Below are 13372 nucleotides of genomic sequence, written 5' to 3'. Positions count from 1 at the left end.
ATAGACTGAATCTACAAGCATTTTAGTAATAAAAATTTGTATTAGAGTGGGAATTCTTTTGAGGCTCATAAAAGGAATTATTGATAACAAAACCGCGAAGGATCGAACCGTGGTCAAGTTATTGGGGGGTAAAGGAGATCAGGTGACTAAACTTAAGTGCAATAACTTGACCGAAGGTGAGAGCCTGACCCGAGGCTACGAAGACAAAGGCATCATAAAAGAGAAAAAAGTGAGGGTCGCGGCCAAACACTCGTTAGGTGAATTCAGAAAAATGATTACGTTCGCTGTCACCTCTTCTTTTAGTTTTTCAGTATCGGGATTATTCCGGTAATGCAGGAACGTCGGACAGAATCGTTATTTCGCATCTATGATTCTAGATTGAAACTTGTGAAAGAAATCAAGACCAGGAATTCGCTTTGGATTTTTGATACGATTTGGGCTAGGCCTATTGATCGAAGGAAAATGATATAAGGATATTCATACGATCCTCCGGTATGGGAACGGATATGGAAGAACCGAATCAAAATTGGAAGTCCGAATAAAATCCGAGGGATGTGTATTGGAGAGAAAGATTTTCCCGGCTTAGAATCCCGCGAGGGATGCGCAGGGCTTGTCCGACACGAGAAGCAACCAAAGAAGCCGAGAGAGAAAAGAAGAATCGTGTCGGATGAGGGCGGCTGCCCGAACCCGAAGCAGCCCGGACCGCAGGTCGCGGCCGAAATCTTTCTTTCAATCGGGCTGAAAATTCGGTTGATGCCTTGAGCCTCTAAAAAAAGATGACATTAGCATCTGTTTTTGAACAGGTTTCGCGGTTCTCCGTGGATCATTGGGTATAGCCCGTTCTTAGGAAAGTCCGCGAAGGATTTTCTTTTCTGAGGTGGTAGTGCCGGTGGAATTTCAAGATTTAGACTCCTACTTTCAAAGTCTCACTGACATAACGGACACGATTTCCATCCTGAATTCCCCTTACGACTCCGACTTCGATGCCGACATCGATCGCATGGAAGATTTTTTCAAAGATATCCAATCCAGAGACTGGTTTGCTCACGGCAGGGAACACTTTAATTTATTCGCGAGTCATTTTTCCTTCCACACGAAAATCGTGGAGGAAATCATCCGTGAAGCCAGGGAAATTCTGGATCCGGAAAGAAGAGCGTACGTAAAGCGTTTGGTTTCGTACAACAAAAACGTTTTGGAATGGTTCGCGGAACTTCAAAAGAGACGCAAGTCTTCCGAGTCTCTCGCGACGGCCTGATCCTAACTTTCGTTTAGGATTGACACTCCTGTCCTTCAGGGGAGTCTTGCGTTCGTGTCCCAAAGCAATCAAAAATCGGAGGAAATCCAGAATTTCCTGACAAGGCCGTATCTATTCTATCCGATTCTTCTTTTTTTATTCGTCTTTCTCGTGGATAAACTTTTCTTTTTGGAAAAGGTTCGGGACTATCTTAAGACGGAATTCACGTACATTTACTACGATGTAAAGAAGGATCTCCTGAAGGAGCTCATTCAAAAGTACGGTTCCCAAGCGACCCATAAATCCCCCAAAAAACTCGTCATCCTTTTGGGGTCCTCCCGTTTACTTTATTTTAAGAACCAGGAGATCTTGGATTTTTATCCAGACTGGGATGTTTATAATTTTTCATCAGCCGTAACGACTCCGGCATATTATCTTTTCTTTTTGGAAAGAATGATGGAAGGCGGGGTCAAACCGGATTTTTTGGTGATGGAAGCCGACCCTTTCCAATTCAACGCGAACAGCACCACGTTTAAGAAATCCAATCTCGCGAACAGTTTCGATCTGCGATTCGTTCTTTCCTATGCATGGACCTTAGGCCGTGAGAATGTGAACTATTACCTAGGAAATACGATTTTCGGCGTCAGTAAAAACAAACCGTATCTTTCTAATGTGGTTAATCGTTTGACGAATAAGAAGTTCGAAATGGCCGAGCTCGTAAAGCAGATGACGATCGACACCTTGTATAAGGACCAGGGGAATGCGATTTCTCCGGCGGGCGCATTCTTCGAGAGGGACTTCGGCAGGTTAGAGGACAGTTCGATCCGAACGATCGGCTGGATTTATCCGAAATACGCTCCTTCGGAAATGCAATTCGAGTTTTACGAAAAGATCCTAAAGTTGGTCAAGGAGCGGCATATTCCTACGATCGTAGTGCGTCCGGAAGTTTCCTTGCCTTTGGAAAATCTTCTCGCTTCGATGAAGATCCCCGCTCCTTGGAAGGAGAGAATTCTTCCGATCAACCGGTCTTACGGAATTCCTCTTTTGGAACTTGCAGAGTCAAAAGATTACGAATGCAATTCCTTTGCGGATAGTGGACATATGGCGGTGGATTGCTACCGACCTTTCCTGCGTTTTTTGCGACTGCATTTTCCGCATTCCGTTCAATAATTTTTTTTTACAAGTTTTCTGCAGGAGCTCCTGCAGAATTCCTATCCGAAAAAAAGTTGTTAAAATCCGATTTTTCTGATATTCGAGCCGAATCGAGTGCTCGGGGGGATACGGGGGGTACCACCGCACCGGCCCCCACCCAGAGCAGGGTGGGGCCTCGCCCCTGAACCTAATAGAGTTGACGACTTTCCCGCAAAGCCTTAGGTTTGGGTCTTAGATTTTTCATAAGGCAATTTCATGAAACGCATCTTATTTCCAATTTGCGCCGTTGCGATTCTCGCAGGGTGCTCTTCTCTTAACATCGCGGAAAACAAGGGTAAGGATCAGGAGTACCAGATCATGGATCCGAACCTCAGGGTGGAAAAATTCAAGGAAACCTTCAATCTGAAGGCGGAAGGTCCGGTGGTCTTGGATTGTTCCGGTAAAACCTGTACTCCGGATCAGATCGGTACCCTAACTCCTGATCAGATCAAAAAATTCAAACGGAACGGAAGTTGGAAGGAATACGTGGAAAAAGAGGGCGCGGATCATAAGAAATTCAGCGTTCTCGTGCGTGTCGGCGATTATAAGGACGATAAAAGGGACGGAATCTGGAAAACTCTTTTTGAAACGGGAGAAACTTTAAGGGAAACTCCGTACGTCGCGGGCTTAAAGGAAGGAGAAGAGAAAAAACTTTCCAAAGACGGAACCCAGACCGAAAGCACCATGAACAAAGCGGATAAGAAGAACGGCCCGTATTGGTCCAAGTCCGAAAAAGGATTCCTCTTGGAGGAAGGTTCCTACGCAGACGACAAGAAGGTCGGAACCTGGAAGGAATATCACGCCGAGGATGGTGCCAAAAAATCCGTTACGGAATACAAAAACGGCTTAAAAAGCGGTCACGAAATCAATTACCAAAAGGACGGAACCACTCTCTCTTCCGAAGGAAATTACGCCGACGACCTGAAGACGGGCAATTGGAAGTCCTATTACGACAACGGCCAGATCCAAGCCGACGGAGCTTACGCTCCCAAAGGTACGGGAACGGATCGCAAGGCGCTCAGGACCGGACCTTGGAAAGAATATTATAAAAATGGAAAGGTTTTTGCCGAAGGCCAGAGGGATCATACCAGAAAAGGGGATTGGAAATTCTACTGGAGCAACGGAAACATCGCGTACAAAGGATCCATGCAGAACGAATTCATGATGTCCTCCGCCGAAGCCTACGATAAGGAAGGACAACTGGTCGGAAAGGGAAAGATGAGTTTCTCCATCCTGCTTATCGACGATAAGAACGACGAACTCAACGCTAAGTTCCGTCCGGACCTTCCGTTTACATATTACAAAAATGGAAAGAAAAGTTTCGATATCATAGACGAGAACCGTGCCATAGAATACGACGAATCGGGTGCGAAATTGGGCGAAGGTCCGATCATGGTCGGAACGAACGCCAAGAACGGATGCTGGTCCACTCCTCAAGGGAAAAAATATTATATCAACGGGAAGGAAAATTCTAAGATGGGCGAAATGCAAAATTGCAAATGATTTTGCCGCCGGGAGAAAAATGAACGAAACGAAGAATAAGTTTGAAATCTCCGGCCCCAAGGCGATCGCCTTGGGGTTCCTTTTGGCGGCCCCGATCTTTTTCCTACTCGGAACTTGGAGCAAAGGTTGCTCTTCCATCGGTCGTCAGGCCAAAGTCACGTATAGCGGCTCTTTTACGGAAGGAACCTTGGTCTTGTTGGACCAAAACAAATTAGTCCTAAAAGATCCCGATTTCACGATCCCTCTGGAAACCGTCGAAAAAATCGAATTTTTAGAGGATGCGAAGACCGTGGACCCGGGTCAGGTTCCGTTAAGCGACTCCGAAAAAGCATTTATCGGAACCTACAAATTGCAGGTGGGAATGCACAAGGGGGTTCTTATCCTCTTCCCCAGAAAAACGGGAGGCATGGGAGGAACCCTTCGATTCACGAATTGGGGAAAAGGGGCCAACGAATTTCTCTCTCAAGTGAGAATTACCGGCAAGTCGATCCGGTTCGTACGTTCCTGTACCGGAGTCCGTTGTTCCGAAATCGGAAGTAATGTCCCGTTCCAGCAGACCTATACCGGAGATTTGGACGGTAAAAAAATCCAAGGACCGTACCAAGGAACTAATAGTTCTGGCCGTTGGACGGCGGAGCGTTAAACTAGGATCGAAACCGAACGAGACCAGATGGAACCAAAATCCTTGCCCACGGAACATACTTCCTTGACCGAACTCGACTTGGCCTTTGCCAAAGAAACTCTGGATAAGATCCGAAACGAACTCGCCCGGGAAATCACGGGACAGGATTCCGTCGTCAAAAGTCTCTTGGTCTCCTTGGCTTGCCAAGGACATGTTCTGTTGGAAGGGATGCCGGGTTTGGCTAAGACCTTGCTTGCCAAATCCCTTTCCGCGGCTTTGGAACTGGATTACAAAAGAGTACAGTTTACACCGGATCTTCTCCCGGCGGATTTGGTCGGAACCGTCGTATTCAATCCTAAGGAAGGGGATTTTCGTACGAGAAAAGGTCCCATCTTCACCGGAGTACTTTTGGCCGACGAAATCAACCGTGCTCCCGCCAAAGTGCAATCCGCATTACTCGAATGCATGGAGGAACGTACCGTTACGATCGGGGAAAACACCTTTCCTCTCGAACGACCTTTTCTCGTTCTCGCGACGGAAAATCCGATCGACCAGGACGGGACTTATCCTTTACCCGAGGCTCAGACGGATCGTTTCTTTATGAAAATACTCGTGGATTACCCGGCTTTGGGGGAAGAACTGGAAATTCTGGAACAGCATGGTCGTTTATCACCGGGGCAAAAACGAATTCGAAAAGTGGCAGGTTCCAAAGAGATCCTGCGTATATCCTCTTTGGTGGACAAGGTGCATGTGGAACCGAAGTTGAAAAGTTATATTGTGCGTCTGGTTCGGAACACTCGTCCGGAGGAAAAGACGATTCCGGATCTTCTACCGTACGTCAAACACGGGGCTTCTCCCAGAGCCAGCTTGAGTCTGCTCAAAGCGGCAAAAGCCAAAGCCTTATGGGAAGGCAGGGACTACGTGATTCCGGAGGACGTTAAAGGCTCCTTGCCCGAAATCCTAAGGCATAGGATCCTACTTACGTTCGAAGCGATTTCGGAGGAAGTGGAAATCGAATCCGTCATCCAAACCGTTTCGGAGGCCACTCAGGTTTTGTAAAATGCTTCGCAAGGAGTACCAAAATCTGGTCCGACTCCTGGAATTCAAGGAGAAGGGATTTTCCAGAAAGGAAAGACAAGGTTCCGCTTCGAGTCAGAGAAAGGGCAGAGGACTGGACTTCAAGGATGTCCGCCCGTACTCGATCGGAGACGACACTCGCTTGATCGATTGGAACGTGACTTCCAGATTGGGAGAACTCCACGTCCGGGAGTTTTACGAGGAAAAGGAAAGATCGGGAGTCTTCTTTCTGGATGTATCCGAGTCGATGAACTGGAGCTCCGGGGAATGGACCAAATCGGAGAACGCCTTTCAGGTTCTCGCCTTGCTTGTCCTGCTCTACGTCCGAAAAGGGAATTTGGCTAAGGTGCTATCGTATTCCGACGTTCTGGAACACGAAACGGGATATCTTAGGACCCTGGACGAAGCTCTCCCTGCCTTGGAAAAGATCCGAACGAGAGTCGGACGAAGTTCGAAGACGAATCCGGACCTACCGTTTTCCGTATTGAAAAATAAGATCCAAAAATATACCGACTCGTACATTCTCTCCGATTTCATCAATGTTTCTCCTCTTCGCAAATTACGGGGTTTAAGAAAATTCCACAATCTCCATGCCATCCGTTTCGTCGATCCTCTGGAGACCAGACCTCCGAGAGGATTATTTTCGTTCTTTCTTGCAAAAGATCCTGAAACGGGAAACTCATTGGAGGCGGGAAGAACGTCCTCCCGAACCAAAGAGAATCTAGAACAGTTATTCCAGAATCGGATTTTGGATCTGGAAGGCGGACCGGACGATCCTTCTAGAATCCTATCTTACTGGTGGAAAACGAGATGAGAAGATTTTGCATCGGTGCATTTCTATCCTGTAGTATCTTCTTCGTTTCTTCCTTGGAGGCGTTTACGGAAGAGTGGGCGCCGAACGCCGTGCAGATCGGACAAAAAGCGGTCTATACTTTGGAATTTTCGGAAGGAGAAATCCTCTCTCCGGAGATTCCTTCCCTAGGAATATATCCGGACCCGGAGTCTCCGGATCTTCCTTTGTTCGAAGTATTCGTTTCCAATAAGGACGGGGGAAGGATCCGTCTGGAAGTCGCTTATTATTCCGTAGGGACGTTCGTACTTCCTCTGAACTGGACGGACAGTGCGGGGGCGAAAATCGTTTCGAAAGCCGCATTAAAGGTGGAAAGCTCCCTACAGGAAAAAGACAAATCCCCGGAGGATATCCTCCCTCCGGATACGTTTTCCGGACCGTACGGATGGAGACTCGCGGGTTTCATTGCGGGGATTGTTGCCTTGCTCGTCGGCGCACTCTACGCCTATTATCTTCACAAGACGCGTTCCAAGGCTCCTATGGATGCGATCCTACAAGCGGATCCTTGGATTACGAAGATTCTCCGCTATGAAAGTATGATAAGCGAACTGATGGAAAACGACCCGATTTCCGCCAGGGACTTTTACCGTTGCCTCTCCGGATGGATCCGGGAAGCAGTTTCGCAAAAATTATCCGCTCCTACGGCCCACCTAACGGAGTCGGAGTTGTTCTCGCGTATTTACGACTCCTTTCCTTTAAACGGAGACGAAGCGGTAGCCTGGGAACGTCTCCTGAAGAAGGCTCAGTATTCTCCGCAGGAATCCACCGTTTCCAGAGAAGAGGCGATCGTCGCCTTGGATTTCTGGAAAGAGGCTTTGCAGAAATGAAGGAATGGGAATCACCGCTTTATCTTTTTCTGTTGGTTCCGATATGGCTTTGGACCGCATTTTCCTATTGGAACGGAAGACCCGCGTTACGCGCGGAACTAAGAATGCCGGGAGATACGGTGCGGAGAAAAAAAGGGATTTCGAAATTCCTTTCCCAAACGTTTCCTCTTCTTCGACCGATCGCTTTGAGTCTGCTCGTGATCGCCTTGGCGGGTCCCGGAAAGACGTATCGCTTTCTGCCCAACGAAACCAAGGGTGTGGATATCATGCTCGCCTTGGATGTTTCCGGCTCCATGTCCCGAAGCCGAGACTTTCTGCCGGATACTCGTTTGGGAGTTTCCAAAAAATTATTGAGAGAGTTTATACGAAAGAGGGAAAACGATCGCGTGGGTCTGGTCGTTTTTGCGGGCGGTGCATACCTGCAATCCCCTCTTACCAGCGATCGCGCGACTTTGGAGGAAATCCTAGGAGTGGTCGAAGAGGAAACGGTCCCCGAGCAAGGAACAGCCATCGGAGACGCGGTGATCCTGTCTTCGTATCGCCTCAGAAAGTCCCCGGCAAGGTCGCGGGTCATCGTTCTGATCACGGACGGAGTCTCCAACACGGGTAGGATCGATCCGGTCACAGCCACCGAAATCGCGGACGGAATCGGAATCAAGATCTATTGCATAGGGATCGGAAAAGAGGACCAATCTTACGAGATCAATTTCGATATCCTCTCCGAACTCTCCTCCAAGACGGGAGGCATCTTTTATCGGGCGGAGGATACGAGCCAACTTAGGGAAGTGCTTGCCGCGATAGACGCGCTGGAAAAGGATCCGCTTTCTCTTCCACCGGAGGAAGTACGGGAGACGGATGCGCTTTATTATCTGCTCTGCGCTCTCGCGGTCCTTTCTTTGGATCTGTTTTGTAGGACTTGGATCCTGAGGTATTACGTATGACCGAAACGGTTCTGCATCGTTTTTTCCTTTTGATCGCCGTCGTCTATGCCTCCTATGTTTTCGTCCGTTTTCTCTTCCTATTTTTATGGAAAAAGTGGATCCGAGCCCTACCTGGTTTGGGTCGGGAAGCCGAGATGCCTCCGGTTCCTCTGGTGGCCCTCCGGATAGTTTGCATAGGTCTCGCCCTATTTCTTTGTTCTTTAAGTTTTCAACCGAACTCGGGTCCCAAGTCTAAGGAGGAGGAGACACTGTACGGAGTGGACTTTCTCTTTCTAACGGACGTAAGTCTTTCCATGCAATCCGTCGATACGTTTCCGACCAGACTCGTACGGGCAAAGGAAACGATATTGCGGGTCTTGCCGGGATTGACCGGGAACCGCTTCGGAATGATCGTCTTTGCGGCATCTCCTTTCGTTTATTGTCCTATGACATCCGACATAGGGACTTTTTCGGACTTCGTTCGCGGATTGGATGTGGATATGGTGGGAGACAGGGGTACCGATTTGGAAGCCGCTTTCCGTAAGGCGGAAGAGATGCTGGAATCCAACCGAGTCTTTCGGAATCGAGTAGTGGTACTGGTTACGGATGGAGAAGACGCGCAGGATCCGGGGCCGTTCCGTTTTCCGGCCGATCTCATCGTTTGGTCCGTGGGAACGACCGAAGGCGGACCCATCGCGTACAAAGACGAAGGCGCCGTCCTGAGCGGATATTTGACTCGAGACGGATCCTTGGCACCTTACGAACACTCCCCCGGCGTGGTCCGGACCAAAGCCAACGAAGATTTTTTAAAGTCATTGGCCGAAGCCAATCACGGAGACTTTCTCTCCTTGAATCGAACTAGTCCGAGCGCGGAGGACCTGAAGTCGAGGATACGAAATATGGATCGGAATGCTACGAAAAGAATCGCGAATCTAAGGCGGTCGGAAGGAGTCCGGAAACTTCTTCTTCCCGCGGTCCTCCTTTTGCTCTTCGATTTCTTTTTCTTGGAAGCCTGGGGACGATACGGAAAGTATCTTTCTCGGAAATTCGCCGCGCTTCTTCTAGTCGGATTTTTCTACCTATCGTTTCCGGCCGGAGTATCGGCCGTGGAATTGGATCCGGGAGGCAATCGGATCCAGGAAGGCAAGCAGGCGTACGAACAAGGGAATTTTCCGAATGCCTTGGAAAAATACAAGGAGGCGGAATCCTATTTTCCGGGAGATCCCAGATTGGAATACAATCGAGGATCCTCCAGATACAAGGCCGGAGATCTGGAGCAATCCCTACGGAATTTCGAAAAAGCGCTGGAGTCCAAGGACAATTCTTTACGCTCCAAAGCGTATTACAATTTAGGAAACATCTATCTACAGTTAGGCGATCGAAAGCGGGCTGCGGAGAATTATATGCGTTCTCTCAAAGAGAACCCGAAGCAGGAAGTCGCCAGAAAAAATTTGGAATGGCTACGAAAACTTCCTCCACCGCCGCAAAAGAACGGACAAGCGGATCTTACGAAGGACAAAACCGGAGAATCCAGGCAAACGGAAGGGCAGGGCGGCCCGTCGGCAAGCTCGGAAACGAAGGAACAACCGCAGGGTAACGGGAAGGAAGGAAACAAGAATTCCAAGTCCGAGTCCGAATTGGAAAAGATGATGGATTCACTGGACTTAAACGCGGTCAAACGGAAGAGCATAGGCTCCAGAAACCGGGAGGTCTTTTGGTGAATCGAAAGGGCCTTCTTTTTCTTCTTCTACTATTGTCCGTTCCGGTCGTCGCGGGCGAGCCCAAATTTTATCTCAGCCAGTCCAGAGCGGAATTGGGGGATCCCGTCTTCGCGGTTTTCGAATTGGAAGGCGCCACTCAGGTCCGACTGCTCGAAAAGGAATTTCACGGAAAGGGAATCAAAGCGGTGTATTGGGGGATGGAAGACAACACGACCATCCTGAACTATAAAGCGTATCGAAAGAAAATGCTGAAATATAGGCTAGTGGTTTCCGGGCCGGGAAAATACGAGGTTCCGGAAATCTCCCTCGAATTGGACGGCAAACGGATTCGTTCCGCCTCCTTGGTCATAGAGTTCGGAGCAAAACCTTCCAATCCGAAAGGTCCAGGTTCGATTTGGAGCAGATTTTTCTCCAACGAGAGCGAGGAGGGACCGGCGGACGGGGACCTGAAAGTGGTCTTTCAATTGGATAAAAAGGAAGTCTGGACGGGGCAACCGATGCTCGGATTCTATGCGCTATATTATAGAAATTCGATACGTCCGTATTTCGACCGTGATCCGTCCAGCTCCATAGAATTCCCGTATTTCAGGAGCGAAATCCTCTCCGGCATGAGTCTGAATATTCCGGAAACCGTACTTTACGACGGAGTGCCGTACGAAACCTTTCCCTATAACAAGGAATTCTTCGTGCTGACCCCTTTAAAGCCGGGAGAGTATTCCTTAGGATCCACCTCCTTTCATCTGGAAGGACAGTTACAATCCTATTTTCATATGCGGACCATGCGTAGTATTCCGGGAAAAATCCGAGTAAAACCTTTGCCTTTAGCTCCCTCGAATTTTAGCGGAGCGGTAGGCCGGTTCAAAATCGAGACGGGGGGTTCGCCCGTCGATTCCAGGTTAGGCGAACCCTTTCTACTCAAATTGACCTTGCAAGGAAAAGGAAATTTGGCTCCCGTCCAGGATCCGATCCGATCTTCCTGCGGGTCCCCGGATTGTTTTCCGGAGATCACCTTGGTGCAATCCGTTCCACAGCGCGAATTCAAGGAATTGGATCCAGGAGAATACGGTTTCCGGCTGAATTATTCCTACACGTATTCCGTCCTGCCGCAAAAGCAAGGCAACTGGAACCGTGGGCCGCTTTCCTTCGTATATTTTGATCCTTACCAAGGGAACTATTCTCGGCTTTCCATTTCCCTTCCTACGGTAAAAGTCGGGCCACCGGCGCCGGCGCTTTCCGAGTACAGTGCGGAAAAACGGGAAGGCTCCGGCTGGAAATGGTGGTTTGCAGGTTTTGGGGCGTTGACGGTTTTGTGTGCGGTTTACCTGGGTCTGTATCGATGGAAGAAGATCGGAAAGCGTGCGGAGACTTTGAAACGACTTGACGAATGGATCGGATCCAAAAGAGGTTTGGTATTGAAGCATTCGGTTCTCGCCAAAGGGCTTTCCGAGGACGAAGCGGCCTTATTGGCCGATTGTAAATCAAGGGAAAAGGCTCTAACCGAGATGTATTCCAAACTGGATCCGGTCTCTAAAATCCGACTCCTCGGATCCGCGGAAAGGATTTTAGGCGACCTAAGGCAAAACGAAACTATATGAGCGAAGAAATTAAAGGCAGAATCTCCGTAGAAACGGAGAATATTTTTCCAATCATTAAAAAATGGTTATATTCCGAAAAAGACATCTTTCTAAGGGAATTGGTTTCCAACGCATCGGATGCGATCTCCAAACTTAGAAAGATTTCCCTTAACGAGGAGTTCGACGGAGGAACCGACTACCGGATCGATATAGATTTCGATCAGACCGCGCGGACCTTAACGATCGAGGATAACGGAATCGGGATGACCGAGGAAGAAGTCCGAAAATACATCAACCAGATCGCTTTTTCCGGAGCCGAGGAATTCGTAAAGAAATACCAAGGCGAGGGGGAAAAACCCGAGATCATCGGACATTTCGGGCTGGGATTCTACTCCTCTTTCATGGTTTCCGCCAAGGTTCGGATCGAAACGAAGTCCTATCGAAAAGGATCCGTCGGAGTCGTTTGGGAAAGCGAATCGGGCACCGAATTTACGCTGAAAACGGAGGAAAAGGAATCCCGAGGTACAAAGATCGTTCTGTTTTTGGATCCGGATTCCGGAGAGTACTTGGACGCTTGGAAATTGAAGGAACTGGTGCGCAAGTACTGCGATTTTCTTCCGGTTTCCATTTTCGTCAAAGGGGAACAAGCCAATAAGAAGAATCCGCTTTGGAGCGCGGCTCCTTCCTCCTTGAAAAAAGAGGACTATGAGGAGTTTTACCGGTATCTGTTTCCGTTTGCGGGAGAACCCCTCTTTCACGTTCATCTCAATGTGGATTATCCGTTTCGACTCCAGGGAATCCTGTACTTTCCGAAATTGCGTCACGAGCTGGACGCGAATCGGATGGGAATCAAGTTGTACTGCAATCACGTATTCGTTTCCGACGAGGCGAAGGAGCTGGTGCCTCAGTTCCTAACCGTTCTGCAGGGTACCTTGGATATACCCGATTTACCTCTCAACGTTTCGCGTTCCTATCTGCAAAATGATCCGCTGGTAAAAAAGATATCCGCGCATATCGTCAAAAAGGTCGCGGATAAGATCCAGGAGGAATTCAAAAAGGATTCCGAGGCCTTCCGAAAAAACTGGGACGAAATTTCCCTATTCGTGAAGTACGGACTGATGACGGACGAAAAATTCTACGAGGCCGCCAAGGATCTGGTTTTCTTCCGTTCCTCTAACGACGAATTGATTCGATTAGAGGATTACGTACTCCGCAATCAGGAAAAGAATTTGGGAAAGATCTATTACGCGAACGAAACGGAATTGTCCTCCGTTTATATGGATCTTTTGAAAACCCAGGGTTTGGAGGCCATCTTGGTGGATTCCAGGATAGACAACCATTTCCTACAATTTTTGGAGAGTAAGAATCCTGACTGGAAATTCCAAAGAGTGGATTCCGAACTCGCGGAACAAACCTTGGACAAGGATTCCTCTCCCGGCTTAGCGGATGCGGATAACAAAACGGAAGCCGATCGAATCCAGGAAATCTTCGGCAAGGCTGTAGGAAGAGAAGGTCTGGAGATACGCTCGGAAGCCCTCAAGTCCGAGGAGGTTCCGGCCGTAATCCTCTTGCCGGAACACCTGCGCCGGTTGGCGGAAATGGGCCAGATTTACGGACAGAAATCCAACGACCTGCTAAGAAACCATACGTTGCTGGTCAATCGTCGGTCCAAACTCGTCCGGAATCTTTTGAATCTCAGCAAAGGTCTCCGGCCGGAGCGAGCGGAAAAGATCGCAAAGTCGGTGTACGATATGGCCTTGCTGGGAGCCAAATTGTTAGGCGAAGACGAGGTCTCGGCCATGCTGCGCCGGGAAAGGGAACTTTTGGAAGAGCTTTCCGAGGGATAAAACCGC

12 protein-coding genes are annotated in these 13372 nt (G+C 48.8%); all 12 read left to right on the top strand.

The window, feature by feature from the left end:
- Positions 1 to 142: 142 nt before the first annotated feature.
- Positions 143 to 331 carry a hypothetical protein gene (locus tag EHO61_RS06535; RefSeq protein WP_135812817.1) on the top strand — a complete coding sequence of 63 codons (189 nt, stop codon included), beginning with the start codon at positions 143 to 145 and terminating at the stop codon, positions 329 to 331.
- 558 nt (positions 332 to 889) lie between these two features.
- Positions 890 to 1255: a PLU-1-like domain protein gene (locus tag EHO61_RS06530; RefSeq protein ID WP_135812816.1), complete on the top strand. Its 366-nt coding sequence runs from the start codon at positions 890 to 892 to the stop codon at positions 1253 to 1255.
- Between the two features lie 54 nt (positions 1256 to 1309).
- Complete coding sequence (locus tag EHO61_RS06525; protein ID WP_135812815.1) at positions 1310 to 2404, top strand: DUF1574 domain-containing protein; 1095 nt, start codon at positions 1310 to 1312, stop codon at positions 2402 to 2404.
- A gap of 237 nt (positions 2405 to 2641) precedes the next feature.
- Positions 2642 to 3928: an LIC20035 family adhesin gene (locus EHO61_RS06520; protein WP_135812814.1), complete on the top strand. Its 1287-nt coding sequence runs from the start codon at positions 2642 to 2644 to the stop codon at positions 3926 to 3928.
- A gap of 19 nt (positions 3929 to 3947) precedes the next feature.
- A complete protein-coding gene (locus tag EHO61_RS06515; protein WP_135812813.1) occupies positions 3948 to 4571 on the top strand; it encodes an LIC20036 family protein in 624 nt (207 codons plus the stop codon).
- Between the two features lie 27 nt (positions 4572 to 4598).
- A complete protein-coding gene (locus EHO61_RS06510; protein ID WP_135812812.1) occupies positions 4599 to 5609 on the top strand; it encodes an AAA family ATPase in 1011 nt (336 codons plus the stop codon).
- A 1-nt stretch (position 5610) separates the two neighbouring features.
- A complete protein-coding gene (locus EHO61_RS06505; RefSeq protein WP_135812811.1) occupies positions 5611 to 6441 on the top strand; it encodes a DUF58 domain-containing protein in 831 nt (276 codons plus the stop codon).
- Positions 6438 to 7304, top strand: a complete 867-nt coding sequence (locus EHO61_RS06500; protein ID WP_246032035.1) for an LB_053 family protein — start codon at positions 6438 to 6440, stop codon at positions 7302 to 7304. The genes EHO61_RS06505 and EHO61_RS06500 overlap by 4 nt, the downstream gene beginning before the upstream one ends.
- The gene (gene batA, locus EHO61_RS06495) at positions 7301 to 8245 is read left to right on the top strand and encodes a VWA domain-containing protein BatA (RefSeq protein WP_135812810.1); all 945 of its coding nucleotides are present in this window, start codon (positions 7301 to 7303) and stop codon (positions 8243 to 8245) included. Before EHO61_RS06500 ends, batA begins: the two co-directional genes overlap by 4 nt.
- A complete protein-coding gene (batB, locus tag EHO61_RS06490; RefSeq protein ID WP_135812809.1) occupies positions 8242 to 9945 on the top strand; it encodes a VWA domain-containing protein BatB in 1704 nt (567 codons plus the stop codon). The genes batA and batB overlap by 4 nt, the downstream gene beginning before the upstream one ends.
- On the top strand, positions 9942 to 11540 hold the full coding sequence (locus EHO61_RS06485; RefSeq protein WP_135812808.1) for a BatD family protein: 1599 nt from the start codon (positions 9942 to 9944) through the stop codon (positions 11538 to 11540). Before batB ends, EHO61_RS06485 begins: the two co-directional genes overlap by 4 nt.
- Positions 11537 to 13366, top strand: coding sequence for a molecular chaperone HtpG (htpG, locus tag EHO61_RS06480; RefSeq protein WP_135812807.1), 1830 nt, complete (start codon positions 11537 to 11539; stop codon positions 13364 to 13366). The genes EHO61_RS06485 and htpG overlap by 4 nt, the downstream gene beginning before the upstream one ends.
- The last annotated feature ends 6 nt before the right edge of the window (positions 13367 to 13372 follow it).

It is taken from the genome of Leptospira fluminis (genome assembly GCF_004771275.1).
Lineage (GTDB): Bacteria > Spirochaetota > Leptospiria > Leptospirales > Leptospiraceae > Leptospira_B > Leptospira_B fluminis.
This window is presented reverse-complemented; position numbering and strand designations above follow the sequence as displayed.